The organism is Gracilibacillus sp. Marseille-QA3620, assembly GCF_054950035.1.
On sequence record NZ_CM143102.1, the window covers coordinates 3,531,277 to 3,554,897 of the forward strand.

The following is a 23,621-nucleotide window of genomic DNA, read 5'->3' on the forward strand; positions in this document are numbered from 1 at the left end:
GCTTTAAGAGTATTTAGCATGATTACCGCTATTCAGAATGGAATCACGAATAAGGAGACCAGTGCCAAAAGCCCGTTCAGCACAGGTCTTTTTGTCTTTGTTTAATAGCTCCAGCAAGCGGGAAAAGCGCATAAAAAGGAGGAAAAACGATGACAGACATTCAATACCTATTCTTTCAAGATGATGGATTCATACCAAATAATCCTGAGCTTCCTGCAGCTGTCTATAAAAAGGCATTGGAACCAGGTATGATGGAGGACATTTTCCGCCGGCATCAGTGGTCAAACAGCTGGACAAACGGCGTCCTTCAAGAACACCATTATCACAGCAATACCCACGAAGTACTCGGAGTGGCGAAAGGACATGCCCGATTAATGCTTGGCGGTGCTGAGGGACAGATGATTGACGTTGAATGCGGCGATGTCCTTGTTCTTCCTGCTGGGACAGGTCATAAATGCATAGAGGCCCATGAAGGCTTTACGGTTATTGGTGCCTATCCTAATGGCATGGACTATAACATGAAATACGGTAAACCTGATGAAAGACCAGCAATTCTTGAAGAAATCAAGCAGGTGCCATTCCCTGAGGCTGATCCAGTTTTTGGCGAAGACGGTCCATTGCTCAAAAAATGGATGAACACAGGTTTCCGCATATAAACTCCTGTTCCATTCGTTTATAATAGGGATAGACTTTGTCAATCAAGGTCTGACTATATTTTATGGCAGCGGGAGGCCACATGAGTAAAGAAATCATTACCGGAAGCTTTCAAAGAATGAAATCCACCAACCTCTCCATCGTTTTAAATCTAATTCGTGAGAAAGGCCCTATTTCACGGGCAGATATCGCCAAACTCACAAAGCTGACCCCTCCTACCATCAGCAACCTGACAAAGGAGCTTCTATTGGAGGAACGAATCGTGGAACAATCCCTAGGCGAGTCCAGCGGTGGCCGTAAGCCGACCTTACTCACACTTAATAGTGAACGACATCACATCATCGGGGTTGATATTGGCTCTCATGAAATGAATTTAATCTTAACGAACCTTACAGGCGAGGTTAAACATAGCATCATTCAAGCAATGCCATCCTCTGTGAAGAAGGAATCACTCCTTTCCTTATTGACCAAAAGCATCCGTACGATGATAATCAGTGCTCCAGAGCCAGAGAAATTAATTGGAATCGGCGTGGCTATGCATGGAATCGTCGATGTGGCCAAAGGGGAGTCCGTATTCGCTCCAAACCTCAACCTGCATCATATACCCATTAAAGACATACTTGAGAAGGAATTCGGTCTAATGGTGATTGTTGAGAATGATGCACGCGCTATCGCCCATGGTCACCAATGGTTCGGTCATGAGAAAGGTGCCCAAGACCTTGCCTGTATCAATGTTGGGCGGGGAATAGGCGCCGGGCTAATTATAGACGGAGAGCTTTATCTGGGCCATGATTTCATCAGCGGAGAAATTGGCCATATGGCGATTGACCTGCATGGACCAACTTGCTCCTGCGGCAATAATGGATGCCTCCAAACCTTTGCAACAGGCCCGGCGATTGCTAAGAGAATGCGAGCCAAACTCGAAGAAGGGGAATCAAGTTCTCTTTCCGTTATGCTTGGAGACGGCTCATGCAGTGAAATCACAGGCGAGGAGGTCTTTGAAGCGGCAAAGGCTGGGGATTCGCTTGCCCAGCAAGTCTTACAGGAGGCAGGAGAATACCTTGGCATTGGATTAACGAACCTGATACATATCATTAATCCCGAGAAGATTGTCTTAAGCGGCGGAGTCATTAATGCACGGGAGTTTCTGCTCGATACCGTCCAGGAAACGATTCAAAAACGCGCACTGACGGAGAAGGCAAAAAAAACAGTGATTACTGTTTCCTCCTTTGGAAGCTATGCAACTGTCATAGGAGCCATATCCTTGGTTTTGCGTGAACTATTCTCGGAATCTCGGAGTTTCAGATAAAAAAAGAATGATGCAGAATAAGCCAAAACGGCCTTCCTGCATCATTCTTTCTTTTTAGATTTCCTTTGCACCATCCCCGATATCGCAAAGATAGAACTCAGGTACTAACCCTGTTCTTTCTTCATAATGCTTCGCAACTTCCTCCTGGAATCGAGCCACCGCTTCATTCTTGACGACGCTGACATTGCATCCTCCGAAGCCGGCCCCTGTCATCCTAGTACCAATACAGCCATCTACCTTGCATGCTTCCTCATACATTACATCCAGCTCCGTACCTGTAACCTCGAACAAATCACGCAATGATTCATGAGACTGCTTCATCAGCTTGCCAAACAAAGCTACATCATGGTTTTTTAATGCTTCTGCTGCTCTTAGCACACGGGTATTCTCGCAGATAACATGATCAACACGTTTTTGTACAACCTCCTCCTTGATTGTATCCTTATACAACTGCCAATTATCGTAGCTGACATCGCCCAATGTTTTGATCTCAGGCATGGATTGCTGCAAAACAGCCAATCCACTCTCACATTCAGCCCTTCTCTCGTTATATTTCGAATCAGCGAGACCACGGCGTTTATTGGTGTTTGTGATGACGATGGTATATCCATCAAGCTCTACTGGCGCATATTGATACTCAAGCGTGTCACATTTCAGCATGATGGCATGGCCTGCTTTTCCCATAGCGACAGCGAATTGATCCATAATGCCGCAATTGACACCAACGAACTTGTTCTCAGCTCTTTGAGACAGCTTCGCCAATTCTACTTTATCAACCTGACACCCAGCTAGTTCACTTAATGCTAGTCCGGTCAACACTTCAATAGAAGCAGATGAGGAAAGGCCAGCCCCATTTGGAATATTGCCGTGGAACATGATGTCAGCACCCGTATAACGTGCTTCTTCATCTCCGGCAAGCTCGAGCAATTCTACTAGTACTCCCTTCGGATAATTAGCCCAGTCATCCTCCTTCTTGTACACAATGGAATCAACTGCTGTCTGCGCTGTAGTATCAAAATTCGTGGATTGGAAATGGTAGACACCATCCTTCCGCAGGCGAGCGACTGCCCATGTTCCAACAGAAAGAGATGCCGGGAAAACATGCCCCCCATTAAAGTCTGTATATTCACCGATCAAGTTCACGCGTCCTGGTGTGAAGAATACGCGAGCCCCTTCTCCAATGCGACCGAATCTCTTATAAAATTCTTGAAGTAAATGTTGTTTTTCCATCATCTCTTCCTCCCTTTTATCAGCTATGAATTTGGTCAATAAAGCGAATGAAGGCTTGCTGACCCTCTGCTGTTTGCTTAAATACTCCTGAGTGCTCAAGTACGGTTAAGAACCGGGCTCCAATTTCCTCTTGCATGATTTCACTAACCGTATCGCTTGTCAGCTGCCCCCGTCTTGTCCTGATTTCCTCATACCAGTCATAATGCTTTAACATATCAGTCTGCCATTCTTCCTTTTCCGTGCTCTCTACTAAATAATGAGATAGCCTATTCACTTCTTCTACAAGCCGACCAGGAAGCACAGCAAGTCCCATCACCTCAATTAGTCCGATATTCTCTTTCTTAAGATGATGCAGCTCCTGATGCGGATGGAAGATTCCATCTGGATGCTCAGGTGACGTCCGATTATTCCGCAGGACAATATCCATCTCAAATAAACCGTCTCTCCTTCTAGCAATTGGTGTTACCGTGTTATGAGGCGTGCTGCCGCTATAGGCATGAATATCGGCCCCTTCATCGCTATAGGTCTGCCACACTTTCCAAATACGCTCTGTTACCTTAGCTACTTCTTCCTTTTCACCACGGAGGCGAATGACTGACATCGGCCATTTCACAATGCCTGCCGATACATTCGGGTAACCAGCAAGCGTAAAGGTTTGGGTGATTGGAGCTTCTTCAATCGCAAATGTATAACGCCCCCCTTGGAAATGGTCATGATTTAAGATCGATCCCCCAACAATCGGCAGGTCTGCATTCGAGCCAATGAAATAATGCGGGAATTGGTCAACGAAATCGAGCAGCCGGTCAAATGTTTCTCTTGAAATCTTCATGGGCATATGTTCTTTCCTAAGCACGATGCAATGCTCTGGATAGTAAACATATGGCGAGTACTGTAAATACCAGTCTTCATGATTAATAGAGAGCGGAATAATGCGGTGATTTCCCCTCGCCGGATGGGTAAGTGTTCCCTTGTATCCTTCATTCTCCGGACAAAGCAGGCATTTGGGATAAGAAGAGGAAGGTGTATTCTTCAGCATCGCAATTTCCCGAGGGTTTTTCTCCGGCTTGGATAAATTAATCGTAATGTCCAGTTCGCCGTATTCTGTCTTGGTCTTCCATATTTGATTTTTTTGAATACGGTCCATACGAATATAGTTGGACAGGATAGAGAATTGATAGAATTGGTCTGTTGCTTTGACGGGACTCGACACATAATTCTCTCTGAACTGACGAATAACCTCAGACGGCCTTGGCAGCAAGCAGGTCATTAGCTCCGCATTTAGGAGATCTCGCTCGGTCATTGTATTAGAGATACTCCCCTTTTCCTCCGCAATATTAAGAATAGTATCCAGGATTTCGTGAATAGTAGACCTTCCCTCGAGCGGTTCACTTTCAACCCATTCTGAAAGGTCTAACACAGACATAAGCCTGTTCCGTGTATAAATTTCATCTTCTTTTGGCAGGAGACTATTTTCGATGCCATATTGGAGCAGACTTTGAATTGTTTGATAGATGGATGGCATATTAATTCACCTCAATCGCATTCTCTCGAAACCCTTTTCATTTTACTTTATTAAATTAATTAATAAACTTTCTACCCTCACTATACTGTTTTTTCATAAAATAAACAATTCAAAATACAGCGGATTCATAAATTGTTTGAAACTTCTTTTTTAGGGAATAATTCACTATCTAAATGAACAGGAGAATCGTTTTATGTCATTAATCAATCAGGTAAATCGTGAATTGCTTCAAAAAGAGGATATGGAAAATGCTTCGATAGTACCGGCATGGGTCACAGAGGAATACAGAACCTTAAAAAAAATCGTAACCGACCCCACGTTCCCATGCTATTTCGGAATGAAGGCCGAGAATAAGGGCGAGCTTCGTTATGCCTATATTACTCATGAGGATTGGTCCAATCTGCCGAAGGCGCTTGAAGGCTTTCTTGATTTATTCAAGCAGCCGACAAAAGTTCGTCATGGCTTCTTCCTTTTTGTAGAGCCCGAAAAAGAGCCGAGAGACATCCCTTATTATCGTGATTATTTCTGGAGGGTTCTGCAATACTTGCATGAACAAGATCCTGCTTCATGGCCGCAAATGGCACCTAAGGATCCAGACCACTATTTATGGGACTTCCATTTTGGCGGTGAGCCGATATTTGCTTTCGGCAATTGTCCGGCCTATAAGCAGCGGAAAACACGTGATCTCGGCAGCAGCCTCGTGATTGGCTTTCAGCCCAGGAAAATCTTCGAAGGCTTAAAGGGGACAGAAAAAGGTGGAATCATGTCACGTGAAAAGGTGCGTGAACGCGTTGAAGCATGGGACCAGCTTCCGAAGCACCCGGATATCAGCCATTATGGCGACCGGGCGCATAATGAATGGAAGCAATTCTTCATCGGTGATGATAGTGAGCCGATAACTGGAAAATGTCCATTTCACCATAAGGAAATGGATTGAATTATACAAAGCGGCTTCCTGAACTAGTCTTTGGGAGGCGGCTTTTTTTATTTCAGAGGAAAGGCTTTTGCCTTTCTCCAGCTGGACGGACTGAGATAACATGTGACCAAAGATGGTTAGCCCTTAGCCTCTGTCTTTTTCCCTTAAAGATGGCTGTTCGCCCATATATGATAAGCTTTCGCCCTTAAACCATGAAATTCTGAAGAAACGCATTCAAAATGGTAGTTCAAATAAGCTGGATGAGTTTTTCGTTAAATATCCCGTCATTTTCATTATTAAACTCCAGAAACAATCTGCATGAAGCTTTTATCTCTTGTAAGTTCGAGACAAACAAAACAGGCGGAAAGACATCCGCCTGTTTTGTTATCAAGAAATAGGTCATTTACTGTACGATATGCTTTACCCTTCCCACTTGTCCATCAGTCAGCCTAACCTTGATGCCATGGGGATGTGTCGGTGAATTCGTCAAGATATCTTTAACGATTCCTCTTGTTAATGTCCCGCTTCGCTGATCCTTTTTTAAGACGATATCGACCTCGAGCCCTGGCTTGATTTGGCTGCGATTCTGTCCGTTTGTCATATACTCACCGCCTCCTTCAATGATTTAACACTCTGAACATGATGGTTTTTAATAACTAATGATATAATGGACGAATAGAAAAATCCACTTATTTGGAGGAAGTATGTTAACGTTTGAAGAAAAACTCGCTATAGCGGCAAGCTTTCCAGAGCTTGAACAAAAAAACGTGTCACTGGGGCGCGTGAATTTCCAATTCCCAGAGAGCAAGACTGACAAAAAGAATGTCATTTATCATCTGCACCCGAACGGGAATGGCTTTGTGTATGCAGAAGGGATTCCAGGATACCCTGTTGACCAAAAAGGCATGGTTAATATTCGTGACTACTCAGAAGAGGACCTGCGCACATTGATTCAGAAATCCATTGATCTTCTATCAATCAACCCGAACGAAGCCATCACCATTGAAGGAGAGGCAGTCGAAGAGGTATGGAGAAATGAAGAGGGTCATACCCTCACCATCATCCTTGAGGAGGATATGTGGAATGTGTATGCCGGCATCTATTTAGACGGTACATTCCCATCCTACAATGAAGCAAAATCCTACTTGATGGAAGAGGGCTTCGCAAAGCAGAATTAATGAATGAGAAAAAGGGCTTACCTTTACAGGAAGCCCTTTTCTTTTTTATTTCCCTTTAAATTCAGCCTTTCTTTTCATAAAGAAGGCACTAATTCCTTCAATCGCATCCTCAGAGCGTACTATGCTTACATTATGCTCAAGCTCAATTTGCAAGCCTTCATCAAGCGTTGTTTCCATTCCTCTGCTCACCGCATCTAATATCCCTCGAATGGCCAGCGGCGGCCCTTCTGCTAATTGATCCGCATAAGCAAGCGCCGTTTCAAGAAATCCATTTGCTGGAACTAGCTGATTGACCAATCCATATTCAAGCGCCGTTTTTGCTGAAATGGTTTCACCACTCAGCATAAGCCCTAGTGCCCGCCTGCTTCCAATTAACCGAGGAAGACGCTGCGTTCCTCCATATCCCGGAATAATCCCCAGCTTGATTTCCGGAAGACCGAAATCAGCCGCTTCACTTGCAATGGCTAGATGACACGCCATTTGAAGTTCATTCCCTCCTCCGAGAGCCCGGCCATATACAGCCGCGATAATCGGCTTTGGAAAGCTTTCGATTCGGTTAAACAAATGATGCATTCGCTGAATCATTGACCTTGCCTTGCCCGGGTCTGCCAGTTCAGCAAATTCATTTACATCTGCTCCCGCCGAGAAGAACTTATCACCAACACCAGTTATAATAATGGCACGGATTCCATCATTGCTCTCAAAGTCATCCAAATACCCTTCAATCTCATATAGAGTATCTCTGCTGAGCGTATTGAGCGGCGGGCGATTAATCGTCAGCATAGCTGTCTTCCCTCCGACTTCCAACGTACAGTTCACACCCATAGTTAAACCTCCCGTTCAATAATGACAGCAATAGCCTGGCCAAATCCAATACACATCGTCGCAAGGCCATATCTTCCATTTACACGATCGAGTTCATTGATCATCGTGGCAATGATTCGGGCACCGCTGGCTCCAAGAGGATGGCCGAGCGCAATGGCCCCTCCGTTCCTATTCACTTTATCCATGTCGGCATTAAGCTCTTTTGCCCATGCGAGCACAACGGAGGCAAAGGCTTCATTGACCTCAAATAAATCGATATCCTCCATTGTCAATCCGGCCTTCTCCAATACCTTCTTCGTTGCAGGAATGATTCCGGTCAGCATAATTTCCGGGTCGACGCCTGCGATTGCGGTCGCAACGACCCTTGCTCGTGGATGCAAACCAAGCTCCTTTGTCTTTTTTCGTGATGTGAGCAAGACCGCTGCTGCCCCGTCACTAATTTGGCTTGCGTTTCCTGCTGTCACATGACCATCTGGAAGAAACGAGGGTTTTAGCTCGGATAAGCGGTCCAAGGAGGTATTGGGGCGCGGGGTTTCATCAGCCTCGAACATCACTTTATCTCCCGTTTCATTTTTGACCTCAATCGGCACGATTTCCCGTTCAAACCTTCCTTCTTCAATAGCATCAAGTGCTTTCTGATGACTCGAAAGGGAGAAGTGGTCCATCTCCTCCCGGGAAATCTGCCACCTCTGTGCAATCAGCTCTGCCGAGAATCCTTGCGGGATGATTGTGTACTGGCTCATAAGCATATCAGGGAAATCACCGCCATCACTTCCCATAGGTACCCGATTCATATTTTCTACACCAGCAGCAATCGTACAATCACTCATCCCCGCCATGATGGCATGAGCCGATTGGGCCAATGTATCGAGACTTGATCCGCACATCCTATTCGTGCTGGACCCGCATACCTCAACAGGAAATCCAGCAATCAAGCTGGCAATTCGACCAATATTCATACCTTGTTCACCAATTTGGGTAACACAGCCCATTTTGATATCCTCAACTTCCATTGGGTCTATTCCAATTCGCTCAGTCAATTTCCTTAACACATGTGCGGCCATTTCATCTGGACGATAGCTGGTGAGGATTCCACCCTTTCGTCCAATCGGCGTCCTGACAGCCTCTATGATTATGGCATCTCGATCATTCATCTCGGCGATCTCCCTCTTCTCTTAAAATGTAAATAGATCAATGCCGCCTGCTACCGGCAGAGCAACTCCTGTTATATAAGAGGCTTCCTTACTTGAGAGAAAGGTTATCGCATTAGCAATGTCCTCCGGTTCACCCGGCCGTTTAAAAGCAGTTCGCGCAATCATTCTGTCTCTCATCGACGGATTCGTATATTGGAAGGCTTCCGTATTGATAATTCCCGGCACAATCGCATTAACGGTAATTTGATATTTCGCTCCTTCAAGCGCTAAGGATTTCGTCAATCCCAGAATACCGGCTTTTGTGGTCGCATAACTGGCTTGCCCATATCCGCCATGTGTCCCGGCCACTGATGCCATATTAATAATGCGCCCTTCCTTTTGATCCTTCATATACTTCCAAACGGATTTGCAGCAGTTATAGGCACCTGTCAAATTGACGTTCAAGTCCCTGCTCCAATAATCATCATTTTGATCTTCTAGTCTGGCAGTATGATCCAAGGTTCCTGCATTGTTGACGAGTATATCAATACGGCCAAACTGGCTGATGACCTCAGCCATCACTCGTTCGACTTCCTCTCGATTTGTCACATCCATCTTAAAAGCTGCTGATTTTCTTCCCAACTCCGTTATTTCCTGTGTGGTCGACTTCGTATAAACGGCCTTTGAATGGACCATAATTTGAGCCACCGGACCCAGTTTTTCTGAAGTTGCATCGATTTGTTCATCGTCTTCGATTAATATGTCTGTTACGATGACATCCGCACCTGCCCGAGCCAAGCATAAGGCATCCGCTCTGCCAAGTCCTCTGGATGCACCTGTTACAAGCGCTACCTTGCCTTCTAATGAAAATGGCATCATTCATTGCTCCCCTTTCACTCTAGGTAATGAGATTCCCACCGCTGCTTCATCGGCAGCGATGTCTATTTCTCCATTGGCAGTCTCCGCATATAAATGATCAATGGCAGCCTTATATTTCTTTTCCACCTCTGCATACCGTACCTTTAAGGAAGGGGTCAGCTCTCCTGTCTCAACTGTCCATTCCTTATTGACGAATAAAAGCTTTTTCGGCTGTTCATATTGAGCAAATTTCTTTGTGTATTTCGTGACTTCTCTTGTTAATAAAGCTTGTATTTGCTTATTGGATAATAACTCCTGAGGAGAACCATGAATCCCCTTATGCCTGCACCATTCCTTCAAATTGGTGAAATCCGGTGCCAGCAGCGCGATGACGTATTTTTTGTTCTGCCCGACCAGGACGGCATTTTCAATATAGGGACTTTGATGCAGCGCATTCTCTACCGGCTGTGGAGCAATATTCTTTCCTGTAGACAGAACAAGAATCCGTTTCTTACGGTCAATAATCCGTAAATATCCATCCTCATCCAGCTGGCCGATATCACCGGTCTTAAACCATTCCCCTTCGAAGGCTTCTGCTGTTGCCTCCGGGTCGCGGTAATACCCACTCATCACACTTGGACCTTTCACCAGCACTTCTCCATCTGCCGCTAAACGAATTTCCAGATTGGGCAGCGGCTTTCCAACCGTTCCTACCTTTGAGCGTGAGAAAGGATTCACGCAAATGACCGGAGCTGTTTCCGTCAGCCCATACCCTTCAAGAACAGGCAGGTCAACTGACCAAAAAAATTGGCCAATCTCCGGATTTAACGCTCCTCCTCCTGAGATAAACCCTCTGATGCGGCCCCCTAATTTTTGTTTAACCTTCTGATAGACAAGTCTTTCAGAGATTTTCCATCTTCGTCTAAATTCCTTGGGCAGTTCAGCCTTGCGCATTAACTCATCAGCCGGACATGACAAATAATAGCGGTAGCGCTCTTCCCCTACCCCCAGAGCCCAATGAAAGACCTTTTTGCGGATGGGCGTTCCAGATTCGACCATCTTCATGGCTTGTGCATAGACTCTCTCAAATAATAGAGGAACGCTGACCAATACAGTCGGCCTGACTTCGAGAAGATTATCTTGAACGGTATCAATACTTTCTGCATACGCAATCGTAGCTCCTACATAGAAGGGGAAAAACTGGCCAGCCATTCGCTCAAATATATGCGATAAGGGGAGATGGGAAAGCATAATGTCGTCGGGCCGTGCTTCCAGCACCCAAAACTGAACTCCTTCCACATTGGCTAAAATATTGCCATGGGTAAGCATGGCGCCCTTTGGATGTCCAGTTGTTCCGGAAGTATAAATAATAGTCGCTAAATCCTCTCTCGTAATCTGCATAAAGCCGTCTTGCCAATCTTCTGTGGAATTCCTTTTGCCTCTTGATAGGAATTCCTGCATGGAAGCAGAAAAATTCTCTGCGGGAGGTTTTTCTGCAGGTTCATAAATGACGACTCTCTCATGCTGAAATTCCTCTAATTCCAGCTTTTGCAGCTGCCTCTCATTTCCAACAAAAATGAATTCGCAGGCTGAATTATGAAGGATATAGCTTACTTGATTACGCGGCAAAGTGGAATGAATAGGAACGCTGACTGCACCAATGCTCATAATCGCAAGGTCACTGATTGCCCAGTATGGATGATTATCCGACAGAATGGCAACCTTATCTCCCTTCCCTACTCCTCTCTCCAAAAGGGCATGGGCCGTATGAGCAACCTGTTCCCAAAAATCTGCATAGGTGATTGCTTTGTAAACACCTTTGACCTTTGCCATCAATGCATCTTTCTGGCCGTATCTTTGAACTGTTCTATAAACCATATCGACCAGATTCAAAGGTTTCATAGGACACCTCCCTTATATAGGATAATCAGGTATGGATACCACACCTGATTATCTCTCCCTACCAATTCGTTCATCAGCACTCCTAACCAGTCTCACAAACTTATAGATGGTCTTGGACATTGTATTGCTTCAAGATGCCTTCAAGCTTAATCGCTTTACCAATATCTCCTTTAATCTTGAGTTTGCCGGACATGAACGCAACAGTTCCATTTAACTTGCCTAGCAAGAATTGGCGGAAGTTATCTAGAGACATAATCAAGGTGCAGTCAGCTGGGGCAGCTTCTCCTTCCGCTACCTCTGCCTTGCCGTCTTGCAGATTCAGCTGATAGACACCTTCTTCTGCTCCCGTTATCGTAAACTGATACCTTGTCGTAATTCCCTCAATTGGACCAGGATTGGCATTTAACGCCTCCTCAATTTTTGTAAAAGACTCCGGTAATGTATAATCTTCAATTGCTTTACCCATTTTTCTTTTCCTCCTTCATTTATTGGCCTTCCGGCATTTGAATCTTATCTCATTCTTTTTAATAGCAAACTCACATTCTATTAAGGTCAGGGCATCACCTCCTGCAAATGACTGCTTCTTTATACACGAATCCCATATGGTTCATATAAATGACGCGCTATAATCAGCTGCTGAATTTGATTTGTGCCCTCAAAAATGTCATAGATTTTCGCATCACGGTACAGCTTCTCTACTAAATTCCCCTCCAAGCCATAAGGTCCCATGATTTCCAGGCTTGCCGATGTTACCTCAAGTGCAATCTTCCCGGCAAAGGCCTTGCACATTGCAGCCTCTTTCGCATTAGGCTTTCCTAGGTCTCCTTTCCAGGCTGACTCCCAAGTTAACAGGCGGGCCGCTAGTATCTTCTGCTGCATCTCGGCCAATAGCCCCAACGCTTGTCTGTAATGCACACCATGGCGCGGGAATTCTGATTGGACGAATTCGAGCGTATACTCATACGCTGCTCTTGCAATACCGGTAGCCATGGCCGCAATGATCGGTCTTGTACTATCAAAGGTCTTCATCGCAACTCTGAAGCCGCCTGAGCGCGCGCCCGTGCTCTGATAGGCTTCCTCTCCTCCGAGCAGATTTTCATCCGGAACAAAGCAATCTTCAAAGACCAGTTCTGCTGTCTCAGAAGCCCGCAGCCCCATCTTATCCGCAAGCCTCGTACAAGAGAATCCCGGCGTTCCCTTCTCTACAACGAATGCCCGGTGACCGGCTCTTCCAAGTGTCTTATCCACAGTCGCAAAGGCCACTACCCATGAGGCTCTCTTACCATTCGTAATGAAGATTTTTTGACCATTCAGGACATAGCCTCCATTTACCTTCACGGCGGTTGTCTGCAATCCAGATACATCCGAGCCTGCCTCCGGCTCCGTTAAAGCATATGCTCCCCATTTAGGCTCTTCATCTCTTGAGAAGATTGAAAGAAAACGCTCCTTCTGCTCCTTTGTACCGCTATGCTGAATCGGCGGGCCTCCAAGACCTGGTCCAGGCAATGTAAGAGCAATGGCGCAATCTCCCCATCCAAGCTCCTCTGAAGCAATCACGCCAAGCCGGTTTCCCTGCTTTTCCCGTTTCTTCTCCTCTTTTTCTTTCCTCTCAACATCTCCATCCTTCTCTCCAAAGGAAGACATACTGAGCGAGATTCCTAATTGATTGACTTTCTTCAGCCAATCATCCGGCACCCTCTTTTGTTCATCAGACAGCATAGAAATGGGACGGACTTCATTTTCGGCAAACCAATGGACAACATCCTTAACTTGGGCTTGATGTGGAGACAGTTCGTATGAAATCAACCGCTTCACTCCTTTCATCTTCATTCAGGAGCCAATCTCCTGCATACGCGTTTAAGTCATGCTCCTGCGCAAGCCATACCACTTGGGCCTGACCGTCTCTCATCCATTTCTCAACAGGGTGGTCTTGGACATATCCATGTCCCCCAAGAAGCTGTACAGCCGAATCTGTCACAAACCGGACAGCTCGATGAGCATTCTGCAGAGCTTGAATACTGTGGAATCCAGCATCATTGGCTCCAATGTCTATTTGCTTAGCCGCATATAGAACAAGATGGCGGGCAGCTTTGACATGAATCGCCATCTGAGCGACATTAAAGGATACCCCTTGAAACTTAGCGATTTCTGAGCCGAATGCCTTCCGGCTTGCGGTGTATTCCACCGTATAATCAAGCGCAGCAGAGATAACCCCTACCTCCTTCGCTGCCTCCATGACCCGAATTCGCCTCATAGCAGACTGAGCAAGCTTTCTCGCTTCTACCCCTCTAGCAATGACCGACTCCTTGGAAACGGTTACTTTTTTGAATGACAGGCTGGCAAACCCAGCGCTTAATAGACCTAATCGATAATCACCCTCTAAAGCCTTGAATGAATGATCGAGGCTGTTCTCAAGCAAGAGAATGACCTCTTCTCCATCCTGTGCTTTCCCGTGGATCAGCACATAGTCCGCATACTTCCCATTTCTAAGCGGAACAGTCTCGCCATCAATCAGATAGCCCTCTTCATGACGGCTGATGGACAGCTTTGGCTGGTTCGGATGGCAAAAGGCGATTGTTGGTACATTCCCAGCCTGACAAGCTTTCTTATAGGCAGCAAAAGCAGGATGTTTCTCCGCTTCTCTTATAAAGGCCCCTGACTCCCCTGCTCCTGGAAGTCCCTGTACGATGTCTAAATCCCCATAAGCTAATGCCTCCAAAATCTGTACCTGCGAGAGGACAGGAAGCTCTAATCCACCAAAGCTTTCCGGCAATTCAAGGGTATCCAGGCCAATTTCTTGCAGCTTCTTGATGATTTCCTCACTGACCTTACGATTCTTTTCCATTTCTCTTGCGGCCGGCCGAATCATTTTCAGGGCAAAATCTCGCGCCACTTGAATAAATGCGGCTTCCTCCTCACTCGGTTTGAATGAAACCAAGCCAAATCCCTCCTCACATATTAGTGATCGTTCGATAGATTGACGAACGCGCCTATGACAAGCCTGTTCAACAATCTGGCCATTTCCTCTATATGAAGGTCACTAGTTGTCTCCTTCACATGGCGAATCACCACCTCATTAATGGCGCCTACCATTGCCTGCGAGATAATGCGGATTTCTTCCTCTCTCACCTGTTCTGAAAACTCTTGATAGGCAAAGACAAAAATCAGGTCAGCAAAGCTTTGCATCGCTTCACGCCTGACTACCTCCACCTCCTCAGAAATACCAACTGATTCAAGCAGGATAAAATGAGCCACAGCAGGATTGGTAAAGCAGATTTGCAAATAGCGATAAATACCGGCATACGCTTTATAGCCAACTCTCGGCTCTTGCACAGCTGCCTTTTTGATTTCCAAGGCGATTTCATCAATTAAATCCTGGCAAAGAGCCACAACTAATGCTTCCTTGCTCGAAAATTGCTGATAGAAGGTCGTTTTGGATACATGGGCAGCTTCAACAATCTCGAGAACAGAGGTATTCTTAAAACCCTTTAAAGCAAAGAGCTTTAAGGCAGAATACAGCATCTTATCCTTCGCTTCTTTCGGAAGTTCCTTCATTAGCAGCATCTTGATCATTCCATTCTGTTATGAGAGTACGAGTACGTATTGGTACTATCTTAACCCAGTAATTGGGACTTTTCAATAAAATTAACAGAAAATTTAAATAATAGTTTTCGACAAAAAAAGAGCTGGACAGCTTTCTTAATGAAAGCCTTCCAACTCTTTTATCTTATTTATACACATCCGGGTAGACTGCCTTCGCAATCTCCTTTAATCCATCAATTAAGCGAGGACCTGGTCTCGTGACCGTATCGCTGTTCACATCATAAACTTCCTTCTTCTTCACAGCATTTACTTCAGACCAGCCGCTTCTAGCGTAAACCTGCTCTTGTGGATTATCGATATAATAACCATATGTAGTGATGATAACATCAGGATCCCTTTCAATGACCGTTTCCTCACTCATCGTTACCCAGCCTTCTTGGTCGGCTGCAATATTTTCTGCCCCAATGATCTCGAGCATTTCGTTCATAAATGTGCCGCTTCCCGTTGTATATAAATCCGGTGAGGCCGATACTTCAATCCATACCTTCTTCGTTTCCTTCACCTCAGCCGCTTTCTCTTTAATGGCTGCTATCTCTTCTTTCATTTCAGCGATGATTTCTTCGCCTTCCGCCTCTTTACCAGTTGCCTTTGCAATCAGCTCCATTGTCTCATAGGCACCTTCAATAGAATTTGCATCTGGGACAACAACGACATCTATCCCAGCTGATTGAAGCTGTTGTATGATATCTTTATCATTTGTCCCTTGAGAGGCTGAAAATAAAGCAAGATCAGGATTAAGCTCCAATAATTTCTCCACATTCACCTCAATGCCGCCTAGCTTTGTTTTCTCAGAAACAGACTCAGGATAATTATCATAATCAGATACCCCGACAATTTCATCCTCAAGCCCTAATGCATACGCTGTTTCAGTATTGCTCGGAAGCAAGGAGACAATACGCTCAGGCTTATCTTTGATCGTAATCTCTTCTCCTGTTCCATCCTTCACCGTTACTGGAAATGCGCTTTCTGTACTTTCACTGGAGTTCTTGCTCTCGTTTTCATTCTCTGATGTACCGCCGCAAGCAGTAAGAACAATGGATAAGGCCATCAAGAAGGCCAATATACCGGCAAATCTCTTCTTCATTAACACGAATAATTCCCCTCCTCTAAAGTGAAACTTCCATCATCGAGGATTTCTAAACCTCAATGACAGTTAGTTTAAGCAATCCGGCATTTACGGACAATGGTTCTTATGCTCCTCGATTTTCCTTTGCGCTTTTAGCCGTGGAGCCCTTTCTGTCTGTTAATGCGGAATCAAATCTTCAGCCACATAAAAAGCCTTAGCTTCAATACGAAGCTAAGGCGGCATTCCAGTAATAGAAGCATAGAATCAGTCGCCCTATTCTTCCCACCGAAAAATAGAATTCAAGTACATAGAGCAGGTTTCCTGGCTTACGCTTATCTTGTTTAACCTGATTCCGCCTTCCCGTATTCAATAATGAACCAGTGGCATGAGTGAATCAGTTTATATGCGTTTACAGTAGCGGGGGCTGCACCGGACTTGCACCGGTTTCCCTATTATCCTTGTTTTCATCAAGGCACTCTATTACGGATTATATGGTTGTATCTCTAATCATATCCTCAATTGGATAAATTCTCAATAGCCGAATCATCCTCTTCTGCATCATAATGCTCTCGGCAAAAAGTAAGGACAGCTGTCTCTTCGTCTTCTTCTAATTCAAAGTCGAGCACATTTTTCGTTTCATTTTCAATGAATTCATATTTGCTGATTCGTTCCTTCTCTTCATCCTTTAAGAAAATAACGCGCAGCATAACACCGTTCTCGCTATATAATTCATCATCCTCCGGAACATCGAGCTCAAGAAAGAATTCATACCGTTCGCCGGTTAAAATTCCAAATGGATCGTCCAATCTTTCCACTGTATAGCCTTCAATCTTTAACATTCAATCAAACCTTTCATCCATAACTATTTCATATTATACATATTTGTTCGACATTTTAACCACTTTTTGTTTCTATGCATTAATCATTTCTGCATATTCTTCATGCATTTTCCCTAAACTATTCGAGAAACCCTGATGACTTAGGAGAACAAAATGCGAAAATTAATTGTACTTTCCTTATTAGCTCTTCTTCTGCTTCCAAATGAAGCTCTTGCCAAAACAGCCTATTTAAGCTTTGATGACGGCCCATCCAATATCACTGAACCAATCATGGATATCCTTGATCTCCATGATGTGAAGGCAACTTTCTTCGTTACCGGTACGAAAGAAAAATCACACCATTATTTATACAAGGAAATGGTGAAACGTGGTCATGCTCTTGGACTTCATTCCTATTCGCACAAGTATTCATCTATTTACCGGTCAAAGGCATCTTTCTATGCGGATATTGAACGGCTGGAGGAATTCTTGAAGAAAGAAGTCGGTTCCTCTCCAAATATATTACGCTTTCCCGGCGGTTCAAATAATTACATCAACCGGCAATATGCCGGTACTAATTTGATGCCAATCCTTAAGGAGGAAGGCAAGAAACGCGGTTATGTATTTTTTGATTGGAATTGTGATGCAAATGATGCGATTAACCCTCCGGTTCCCGAAAAGAAAATTACAGCTGGGATTATGAATTCAATCAATGGACAAGAAAATTTATATATCCTGCTCCATGATTTCAATGGGAATACAACCGTTGTAGATGGACTGCCTGAAATTATCCGCCGTTTGAAGCATAAAGGCTACACATTTAAGGTGATGGATGAGACAACACCTCCTCTTGAGTTTTAAAGACGAACAAAAAGCCCATCTCACATTTTATTAGGGATGGGCTTTTTGTTCACTCGTCTTATTCAACGACCAGGTATTTTCCGTGCTCCATATTGATAACATAATCAGGCTTTGGCGGCTTTCCGCCATGCTCCTTGATTTTCGCCTTATGGCCTGCGATATGCTCAGGGCTCTTCTCCCAGGCCTTCCATGCTTCCTCTGATTCCCATCGAACCAGCATAACCACTTCCTCTTCCCCGCGTGCTGCTTTCTTCACTAACAGCTCACGCCCGATGAATCCTTCACGCTGTTCCACTAAGGATGGTCCTTGTCCAGGCTTTTTCTTAAAGCGCTCAAGTATCTTGTCTGCATTTCCTTCTGTCACTGTCCACTTACGGATTTGTACAAACATGATTCTCACTCCTGTCCCATTTAGTTAAAAAGAGCATGTCCCTTTGAGACATGCTCCATATTAATGAAATTATTTAAGCTCATTTAAGATTTCATCAAGTTTATCTGCTTCTGTTGTTACACCATTGCTTGAGAAGTACCAGTTAACACCGTCAAGATAGACGATTTTTCCTTCTTTATAAGCACGTGTTTTTTTGATGATATCATTTTCAATATCTTTTTTGATTGTCTCTACATCAGAAGCTGTACGGTCAATGATGAGCAACACCTCTGGGTCAACGGAAAGGACAGATTCATAAGAGAAATCGGAACCATGTGATGAAGCATCGATTTCAGTTGTTGCCGGCTTAAATCCAAAGTCATTATAAACATAAGCGAAGCGAGAATCTTTACCGTTGTCGAATCCGGAGATTTTCTTGTCATTGTACATAGCCACTAGTGCATTTTCATAGCCTGCTGCTTTTTCTTTCACAGCATCCACTTTTTCTTGCAGATTTGCTTTTAATTCCTCTGCTTTATCTTTCTTATCAAAGATTTTAGCTGCTAGATCAACTGTTTCGTATACAGCCTCTATGTAATTCTCATTGTCAGAGCCAATGAAAACAACATTTGGCGTAATTTCTTTAAGCTCTTCATAGTACGGTGTTTGACGGCCTGAGATGAAAATAACATCCGGCTCTGCTGCTGCTACTGCTTCAAATTCGATTTGTTTCAATGTACCAACATCAGCTACATCATCATTTACATACTTTTCTTTCAAGTGATCCGGCATATTTCCTTTACCACCGCCGGCAGCAACCCCTACGATTCCTTCAACCCCTAAAGCATCAAGTGTATCTAAGAAACCATAGTCAAGCGCTACAATACGCTCAGGCATTTTATCTAAAGTGACATCTTCAAATGTCGTCGTTTTTCCGCTTTCTTCATCTTCACGTGAATCTGATAATGAAGGCACAGTCATCGGGAATGCTGAGTTAGACTCATTTCCTTCTGTTTGTGAAGCTTTCTCAGAGGAATCTCCTCCTGTTGACTCTTCACTTGTGTTACATGCAGACAACATTAATGTTAGTGTTGCAAGAGCTGCTAAAAACTTCCACTTCTTCATCCTGTATTTCCCCCTAAACAGAATCTTTAATTGAAAATGATTATCATTTTCATTTACATTTATCATTCTAAACTGAACTTTCAAAATCTGTCAACTCTTTTTACCAGCATTTCTAGATTTTTTCGTTTAGATGATAAAAGAGGGAAAGCCTTAATGCGAATTAAAGTAGACACAAATGCGGCAACCGTTTTGCTCCTGCACTGGGATATGCATATCATAGACATCCCGCAAAGCATCTGGATTAATGATTTCATGTGCAGGGCCATCCTTGATCAGACGGCCATCCTTCAATGCAACAATACGATCAGAGTAGACAGAAGCAAAGTTAATGTCATGCAAGACGATGACAACGGTCTTTCCAAGTTCATCAACCAGCTTGCGAAGGATTTTCATAATCTGGACAGAGTGCTTCATATCAAGGTTATTTAAAGGTTCATCAAGCAGGATATATTCTGTATCCTGTGCAATGACCATGGAAATAAAGGCCCGCTGTTTTTGACCGCCGGATAATTCATCAAGGAATTTATCTTGCATGTCTACTAAATTCATATACTCCAATGCTTGGTCAACTAATCTTTCATCCTCTTTTGTCAGTCGCCCCTTTGAATATGGGTAGCGGCCGAAGGATACAAGCTCCCGCACAGTCAAGCGGATGTTCAAATGGTTCGATTGCTTTAGAATAGCCACACGTTTAGCAAAGGCATCAGACTTCATTTTTTTCACATCTGCCTGATCTAGAAATACTTCACCTGTATCCGCATCTAAGAGCCGGCTGACCATGGACAATAAAGTTGATTTCCCTGCTCCATTTGGTCCGATGAACGAAGTAATCTTCCTAGGATGTATTTTTAATGTCACATTTTCAACAACCGGTTTCTTTCCAAAACTCTTAGAAAGCTCTTTAATTTCGATCATTATGCTTTCCTACTTTCCTTCAGTAATAAGTAAATAAAGTAAATACCACCGACAAAGTTAATGACGACACTAATGGTTGTACTGAGTTCAAATACATGCTGTACGAGAAACTGCCCGCCGACAAGCGCGATAATACTGATTAAGCTCGCACCAGCAATTAAAACGGAATGCTTGTAGGTGGCTAAGTATTGATACGCTAAATTAGCTACAATTAATCCTAAAAATGTAACAGGTCCAACTAAAGCCGTAGATGTGGCAATAAGGATAGACGATAAGACCAATACCTTCAAAACGATTCTATCGTAGTTAACGCCAAGATTGATGGCATTATCTCGGCCTAAGGATACGACATCGAGATCTTTGAGCAGACGATAACCGTAGAGGAAGGCTGCACCTAAGATAACGATAGCCATGAGCAGCAGCTCAGTCTTCACATTCATGAAGCTGGCAAACAAGCGGGCTTGCAGGCTTTCATACTCAACAGGGTCGATAATGACCTGCATGAATGTCACAAGACTGCCAAGGAGTGTCCCTATAATCATCCCGGCCAATAATAAAAGATAAATAGGATATTTATCCGCCCGGAACAGAAAACGATAGAGAATCAGGGCAAAAATCACCATAGCGGCAATGGATAACCCAAAATTCAAGTAACGGCTTACAACAAAAATCGATGCTGAGCCTGCCGTGAAGTAAATGATTGTCTGGACGACCTCATACATCGAATCTACACCCATGACAGATGGAGTCAATAACCGATTATGGGTAACAGTTTGGAAAATTACCGTTGCGTAAGCGATTGCCGTTCCGGTAATCACCATCGCAATGAGGCGCTCCACACGTCTAGGAAAGGCATAGCTGAAGCTTCCTTGAATATTATAAAAGGCAAAGAGTCCCATACATATTAGGGCAATAACAGCCAGCAGCAATAATTTTGTGCTATTTTTTCGCATATGCTTTCCCCCTAAACAACATAATCAAGAAGATCGCACTGCCAATGACTGCAACTGTTGTATTGACCGGTATTTCATATGGATGAACAATCAGCCGGCTGATAATGTCGCAGGCCAGCAAGAATGCTGCCCCCATGAAGATCGTATGGGGAATAGTCTTGCGTAAATTATCCCCCAGGTATAAAGAAACAAGGTTCGGCACGATTAAACCTAAGAAAGGAATCATACCGACAGTTAACACAACGGTCGTTGAAATAACTGCCACGATAACCAGTCCGATATTCAGGACTGTGCGATAGCTTAATCCTAAATTCCTCGCAAAATCCTCTCCCATGCCGGCAACCGTAAATTTATTCGCAAAAATATAAGCAATTATTATCGCCGGTACTGCTACATATAGCAATTCATAGCGTCCCGACACAATCAATGTGAAGCTTCCTAAGAAAAACGTATCAACATTCTGGAGCACATCTGCTTCATAGCCCAAAAATGTTGAGATGGCACCAATGATGTTTCCATACATGATCCCAATAAGCGGAACGAAAATGACATCCTTGAATTTAATCCGTTCAAGTAATTGCATGAAAATAAACGTCCCGATTAGAGCAAACGCAAAACTAAAGAGAATTTGTCCCATATAAGACATACTTGGGATAAAAATCATGGAAACAATGACTCCCAGTTTTGCTGCGTCAAGCGTTCCCGCTGTTGTAGGGGAAACAAACTTATTTCGGCTTAAGCTTTGCATGATTAAGCCGGCAATCCCCATTCCTGCACCTGCTAAAAGTATGGCCATCAACCGTGGCAATCGGCTCATGAGGAAGATTTGTGTCTCATCAGACTCCCAATCAAGCAGATCAGTTGGTTTAATATCAATGGCCCCTATAAATAGCGAAATAAAGGTGAGGATAACAGTAGCTGTTATTAACATCCATAATCTCATTTGGCATCCCCACAAAAATAATTTCTCAATTACCGATTGAAAACGATTATCATTATTGAGTTCGCTTTCATTATAAACAACGAATTTAGCAAAATCAACCACTTGGTGATTATCATTATCAATGAAATTGGCAAGCAGCCAAAAAAGAAATCCTAGAATAGGAGAACGATAGGTACCATTATATGAGCTTAGGCTATGGTACACCTTAATTTCCATCCCCACTTTTCTTCTTTATCTATAAATAAGAAAATAGTATTTAGAAATTAATGGGGCTTTAGATTCATTTTGAGTTTAATTCATAGTAATCTTATAAGTTTTATAATACTATAACTACAAATTACTATTACATTTTGGAGGGACATCATGATACAAATAATTAGTTTTGGCCTTATTGTTGGTTTACTGCTTGGCTTTGTATTGCAAAGAGGCCGCTTTTGCGTCGTTGGTGCATACCGGGATTTACTTCTCGCTCGAGACGGTCATATGTTTCTCGCAACCATGATTGTCATCGCCATTCAAGCTGTTGGCGTGTATGCTCTTGCCGCGGCCGGTGTTATTACGATACAAGCGGATGCATTCCCATGGCTCGGTACAATTGTCGGCGGTTTTATCTTCGGCATTGGTATGGTCCTTGCCGGCGGATGCGCCACTGGAACATGGTACAGAGCAGGGGAAGGCTTGATTGGAAGCTGGGTTGCCCTATTCATGTATGCTCTTAGTGCAGCCATGACCAAATACGGTATTTTAGCTGCCGTCGGAGGTGATGTTTTATCCTACAGAACAAGCGACACCTATATACATGAAACATTCGGTCTTTCTCCATGGGTTCTCGTTATAGCCTTTGGCCTTCTGATCACAGCTCTTGTCATACGCAGCCTGAGAAAACCAAAGCTTCCGACCTTTAGCATGAAGCCGAAAAAGACTGGTCTGGCGCATATCTTATTTGAGAAACGCTGGCATCCATTCGTCACTGCAGGCCTTGTAGGCTTAATTGCCATTCTTGCATGGCCCTTAAGTGAAGCAACTGGCCGTATGGCGGGTCTTGGCATCACTACACCTACTGCACAGCTGCTCACTTTCTTCGTCAACGGAGACACTTCTCTCTTAAACTGGGGTGTATTCCTCGTTCTAGGTATCGGGATTGGCTCCTATATCGCTGCTCGCGGCAGCGGAGAATTCAAATGGAGATTGCCTGATAAGAAGACTCTTGGCTTTAACACTTCAGGCGGTCTGATGATGGGATTCGGTGCTTCACTTGCAGGTGGATGCACAATCGGAAATGGCTTAGTTAACACAGCCCTTTTCACATGGCAAGGCTGGGTTGCAGTTGTCTTTTTCCTTCTTGGAACATGGACAGCAACCTACTTCACGATTATTCGCAAACAAAAGAAACAACAGGCTAGCTCTGGAGCAATTTCAGCAGCCTAATTAAAAGGAGGA

Annotated in this window: 24 protein-coding genes and 1 riboswitch; of the genes, 6 read left to right on the top strand and 18 right to left on the bottom strand. The window is 44.1% G+C overall.

Going from position 1 to position 23,621, the window contains the following annotated elements:
• Positions 1–149: 149 nt before the first annotated feature.
• Positions 150–656 carry a cupin domain-containing protein gene (locus tag ACY8DX_RS17830; protein ID WP_462405720.1) on the top strand — a complete coding sequence of 169 codons (507 nt, stop codon included), beginning with the start codon at positions 150–152 and terminating at the stop codon, positions 654–656.
• An 80-nt stretch (positions 657–736) separates the two neighbouring features.
• Entirely contained in the window at positions 737–1,963 is a 1,227-nt protein-coding gene (locus ACY8DX_RS17835) for an ROK family protein (RefSeq protein ID WP_462405721.1), read from the top strand.
• Positions 1,964–2,017: 54 nt separating this feature from the next.
• Here the strand turns inward: ACY8DX_RS17835 and ACY8DX_RS17840 are convergent, their stop codons facing one another.
• Both ACY8DX_RS17840 and galT read right to left on the bottom strand, forming a co-directional pair.
• The gene (locus tag ACY8DX_RS17840; RefSeq protein ID WP_049669733.1) at positions 2,018–3,196 is read right to left on the bottom strand and encodes a galactokinase; all 1,179 of its coding nucleotides are present in this window, start codon (positions 3,194–3,196) and stop codon (positions 2,018–2,020) included.
• A gap of 16 nt (positions 3,197–3,212) precedes the next feature.
• Positions 3,213–4,715 carry a UDP-glucose--hexose-1-phosphate uridylyltransferase gene (galT, locus tag ACY8DX_RS17845; protein ID WP_462405722.1) on the bottom strand — a complete coding sequence of 501 codons (1,503 nt, stop codon included), beginning with the start codon at positions 4,713–4,715 and terminating at the stop codon, positions 3,213–3,215.
• Positions 4,716–4,908: 193 nt separating this feature from the next.
• Here galT and ACY8DX_RS17850 point away from each other — a divergent pair, with 193 nt between their 5' ends.
• Positions 4,909–5,652, top strand: coding sequence for a YqcI/YcgG family protein (locus tag ACY8DX_RS17850; protein WP_462405723.1), 744 nt, complete (start codon positions 4,909–4,911; stop codon positions 5,650–5,652).
• A gap of 382 nt (positions 5,653–6,034) precedes the next feature.
• Here the strand turns inward: ACY8DX_RS17850 and ACY8DX_RS17855 are convergent, their stop codons facing one another.
• Positions 6,035–6,232: a YwbE family protein gene (locus tag ACY8DX_RS17855; RefSeq protein ID WP_049669730.1), complete on the bottom strand. Its 198-nt coding sequence runs from the start codon at positions 6,230–6,232 to the stop codon at positions 6,035–6,037.
• Between the two features lie 103 nt (positions 6,233–6,335).
• Between ACY8DX_RS17855 and ACY8DX_RS17860 the strand changes: the two genes are divergently transcribed.
• Entirely contained in the window at positions 6,336–6,809 is a 474-nt protein-coding gene (locus ACY8DX_RS17860; RefSeq protein ID WP_462405724.1) for a hypothetical protein, read from the top strand.
• A 45-nt stretch (positions 6,810–6,854) separates the two neighbouring features.
• On the opposite strand, the gene ACY8DX_RS17865 is transcribed toward ACY8DX_RS17860, so the two are convergent.
• The 10 genes from ACY8DX_RS17865 to ACY8DX_RS17910 all read right to left on the bottom strand — a co-directional run bounded on the left by ACY8DX_RS17865 (position 6,855) and on the right by ACY8DX_RS17910 (position 17,035).
• Positions 6,855–7,634 carry an enoyl-CoA hydratase/isomerase family protein gene (locus ACY8DX_RS17865; protein ID WP_462405725.1) on the bottom strand — a complete coding sequence of 260 codons (780 nt, stop codon included), beginning with the start codon at positions 7,632–7,634 and terminating at the stop codon, positions 6,855–6,857.
• A gap of 2 nt (positions 7,635–7,636) precedes the next feature.
• A complete protein-coding gene (locus ACY8DX_RS17870; RefSeq protein ID WP_462405726.1) occupies positions 7,637–8,788 on the bottom strand; it encodes a thiolase family protein in 1,152 nt (383 codons plus the stop codon).
• A gap of 21 nt (positions 8,789–8,809) precedes the next feature.
• Positions 8,810–9,646 carry an SDR family NAD(P)-dependent oxidoreductase gene (locus ACY8DX_RS17875; protein WP_049669725.1) on the bottom strand — a complete coding sequence of 279 codons (837 nt, stop codon included), beginning with the start codon at positions 9,644–9,646 and terminating at the stop codon, positions 8,810–8,812.
• Complete coding sequence (locus ACY8DX_RS17880; RefSeq protein WP_439802921.1) at positions 9,647–11,527, bottom strand: AMP-dependent synthetase/ligase; 1,881 nt, start codon at positions 11,525–11,527, stop codon at positions 9,647–9,649.
• Between the two features lie 100 nt (positions 11,528–11,627).
• A complete protein-coding gene (locus ACY8DX_RS17885; RefSeq protein WP_049669723.1) occupies positions 11,628–11,993 on the bottom strand; it encodes an SCP2 sterol-binding domain-containing protein in 366 nt (121 codons plus the stop codon).
• 119 nt (positions 11,994–12,112) lie between these two features.
• Positions 12,113–13,333 (bottom strand): acyl-CoA dehydrogenase family protein, encoded by a 1,221-nt coding sequence (locus tag ACY8DX_RS17890; protein WP_462406976.1) that lies wholly within the window; start codon positions 13,331–13,333, stop codon positions 12,113–12,115.
• Positions 13,293–14,465 carry an acyl-CoA dehydrogenase family protein gene (locus ACY8DX_RS17895; RefSeq protein WP_462405727.1) on the bottom strand — a complete coding sequence of 391 codons (1,173 nt, stop codon included), beginning with the start codon at positions 14,463–14,465 and terminating at the stop codon, positions 13,293–13,295. Before ACY8DX_RS17895 ends, ACY8DX_RS17890 begins: the two co-directional genes overlap by 41 nt.
• 20 nt (positions 14,466–14,485) lie before the next feature.
• On the bottom strand, positions 14,486–15,100 hold the full coding sequence (locus tag ACY8DX_RS17900; protein WP_082197000.1) for a TetR/AcrR family transcriptional regulator: 615 nt from the start codon (positions 15,098–15,100) through the stop codon (positions 14,486–14,488).
• A 154-nt stretch (positions 15,101–15,254) separates the two neighbouring features.
• Positions 15,255–16,214 carry an ABC transporter substrate-binding protein gene (locus ACY8DX_RS17905; RefSeq protein ID WP_462406977.1) on the bottom strand — a complete coding sequence of 320 codons (960 nt, stop codon included), beginning with the start codon at positions 16,212–16,214 and terminating at the stop codon, positions 15,255–15,257.
• A 276-nt stretch (positions 16,215–16,490) separates the two neighbouring features.
• A riboswitch (cobalamin riboswitch) is annotated at positions 16,491–16,691 on the bottom strand.
• 20 nt (positions 16,692–16,711) lie between these two features.
• Positions 16,712–17,035 carry a DUF6509 family protein gene (locus tag ACY8DX_RS17910; RefSeq protein WP_462405728.1) on the bottom strand — a complete coding sequence of 108 codons (324 nt, stop codon included), beginning with the start codon at positions 17,033–17,035 and terminating at the stop codon, positions 16,712–16,714.
• 153 nt (positions 17,036–17,188) lie between these two features.
• Between ACY8DX_RS17910 and ACY8DX_RS17915 the strand changes: the two genes are divergently transcribed.
• Entirely contained in the window at positions 17,189–17,875 is a 687-nt protein-coding gene (locus ACY8DX_RS17915; RefSeq protein ID WP_462405729.1) for a polysaccharide deacetylase family protein, read from the top strand.
• A 58-nt stretch (positions 17,876–17,933) separates the two neighbouring features.
• Here ACY8DX_RS17915 and ACY8DX_RS17920 read toward each other — a convergent pair whose 3' ends face one another.
• From ACY8DX_RS17920 to ACY8DX_RS17940, 5 genes are all read right to left on the bottom strand, one after another.
• Positions 17,934–18,266, bottom strand: coding sequence for an antibiotic biosynthesis monooxygenase family protein (locus ACY8DX_RS17920; RefSeq protein ID WP_049669719.1), 333 nt, complete (start codon positions 18,264–18,266; stop codon positions 17,934–17,936).
• A gap of 69 nt (positions 18,267–18,335) precedes the next feature.
• The gene (locus tag ACY8DX_RS17925) at positions 18,336–19,370 is read right to left on the bottom strand and encodes a siderophore ABC transporter substrate-binding protein (RefSeq protein ID WP_049669718.1); all 1,035 of its coding nucleotides are present in this window, start codon (positions 19,368–19,370) and stop codon (positions 18,336–18,338) included.
• A 150-nt stretch (positions 19,371–19,520) separates the two neighbouring features.
• Entirely contained in the window at positions 19,521–20,285 is a 765-nt protein-coding gene (locus tag ACY8DX_RS17930) for an iron ABC transporter ATP-binding protein (protein ID WP_049669717.1), read from the bottom strand.
• Complete coding sequence (locus tag ACY8DX_RS17935; protein WP_049669716.1) at positions 20,285–21,238, bottom strand: iron chelate uptake ABC transporter family permease subunit; 954 nt, start codon at positions 21,236–21,238, stop codon at positions 20,285–20,287. The genes ACY8DX_RS17930 and ACY8DX_RS17935 overlap by 1 nt, the downstream gene beginning before the upstream one ends.
• A complete protein-coding gene (locus tag ACY8DX_RS17940) occupies positions 21,225–22,181 on the bottom strand; it encodes an ABC transporter permease (RefSeq protein ID WP_049672757.1) in 957 nt (318 codons plus the stop codon). The genes ACY8DX_RS17935 and ACY8DX_RS17940 overlap by 14 nt, the downstream gene beginning before the upstream one ends.
• A 363-nt stretch (positions 22,182–22,544) precedes the next feature.
• Between ACY8DX_RS17940 and ACY8DX_RS17945 the strand changes: the two genes are divergently transcribed.
• A complete protein-coding gene (locus ACY8DX_RS17945) occupies positions 22,545–23,609 on the top strand; it encodes a YeeE/YedE thiosulfate transporter family protein (protein WP_462405730.1) in 1,065 nt (354 codons plus the stop codon).
• Positions 23,610–23,621: the final 12 nt, after the last annotated feature.

Bases quoted from the DNA above. Each gene is read 5' to 3' on its own strand.
- ACY8DX_RS17830 (WP_462405720.1), top strand. From the start codon at position 150: ATGACAGACATTCAATACCTATTCTTTCAAGATGATGGATTCATACCA.
- ACY8DX_RS17835 (WP_462405721.1), top strand. From the start codon at position 737: ATGAGTAAAGAAATCATTACCGGAAGCTTTCAAAGAATGAAATCCACC.
- ACY8DX_RS17840 (WP_049669733.1), bottom strand. From the start codon at position 3,196: ATGATGGAAAAACAACATTTACTTCAAGAATTTTATAAGAGATTCGGT.
- galT (WP_462405722.1), bottom strand. From the start codon at position 4,715: ATGCCATCCATCTATCAAACAATTCAAAGTCTGCTCCAATATGGCATC.
- ACY8DX_RS17850 (WP_462405723.1), top strand. From the start codon at position 4,909: ATGTCATTAATCAATCAGGTAAATCGTGAATTGCTTCAAAAAGAGGAT.
- ACY8DX_RS17855 (WP_049669730.1), bottom strand. From the start codon at position 6,232: ATGACAAACGGACAGAATCGCAGCCAAATCAAGCCAGGGCTCGAGGTC.
- ACY8DX_RS17860 (WP_462405724.1), top strand. From the start codon at position 6,336: ATGTTAACGTTTGAAGAAAAACTCGCTATAGCGGCAAGCTTTCCAGAG.
- ACY8DX_RS17865 (WP_462405725.1), bottom strand. From the start codon at position 7,634: ATGGGTGTGAACTGTACGTTGGAAGTCGGAGGGAAGACAGCTATGCTG.
- ACY8DX_RS17870 (WP_462405726.1), bottom strand. From the start codon at position 8,788: ATGAATGATCGAGATGCCATAATCATAGAGGCTGTCAGGACGCCGATT.
- ACY8DX_RS17875 (WP_049669725.1), bottom strand. From the start codon at position 9,646: ATGATGCCATTTTCATTAGAAGGCAAGGTAGCGCTTGTAACAGGTGCA.
- ACY8DX_RS17880 (WP_439802921.1), bottom strand. From the start codon at position 11,527: ATGAAACCTTTGAATCTGGTCGATATGGTTTATAGAACAGTTCAAAGA.
- ACY8DX_RS17885 (WP_049669723.1), bottom strand. From the start codon at position 11,993: ATGGGTAAAGCAATTGAAGATTATACATTACCGGAGTCTTTTACAAAA.
- ACY8DX_RS17900 (WP_082197000.1), bottom strand. From the start codon at position 15,100: ATGATCAAGATGCTGCTAATGAAGGAACTTCCGAAAGAAGCGAAGGAT.
- ACY8DX_RS17905 (WP_462406977.1), bottom strand. From the start codon at position 16,214: ATGAAGAAGAGATTTGCCGGTATATTGGCCTTCTTGATGGCCTTATCC.
- ACY8DX_RS17910 (WP_462405728.1), bottom strand. From the start codon at position 17,035: ATGTTAAAGATTGAAGGCTATACAGTGGAAAGATTGGACGATCCATTT.
- ACY8DX_RS17915 (WP_462405729.1), top strand. From the start codon at position 17,189: ATGCGAAAATTAATTGTACTTTCCTTATTAGCTCTTCTTCTGCTTCCA.
- ACY8DX_RS17920 (WP_049669719.1), bottom strand. From the start codon at position 18,266: ATGTTTGTACAAATCCGTAAGTGGACAGTGACAGAAGGAAATGCAGAC.
- ACY8DX_RS17925 (WP_049669718.1), bottom strand. From the start codon at position 19,370: ATGAAGAAGTGGAAGTTTTTAGCAGCTCTTGCAACACTAACATTAATG.
- ACY8DX_RS17930 (WP_049669717.1), bottom strand. From the start codon at position 20,285: ATGATCGAAATTAAAGAGCTTTCTAAGAGTTTTGGAAAGAAACCGGTT.
- ACY8DX_RS17935 (WP_049669716.1), bottom strand. From the start codon at position 21,238: ATGCGAAAAAATAGCACAAAATTATTGCTGCTGGCTGTTATTGCCCTA.
- ACY8DX_RS17940 (WP_049672757.1), bottom strand. From the start codon at position 22,181: ATGAGATTATGGATGTTAATAACAGCTACTGTTATCCTCACCTTTATT.
- ACY8DX_RS17945 (WP_462405730.1), top strand. From the start codon at position 22,545: ATGATACAAATAATTAGTTTTGGCCTTATTGTTGGTTTACTGCTTGGC.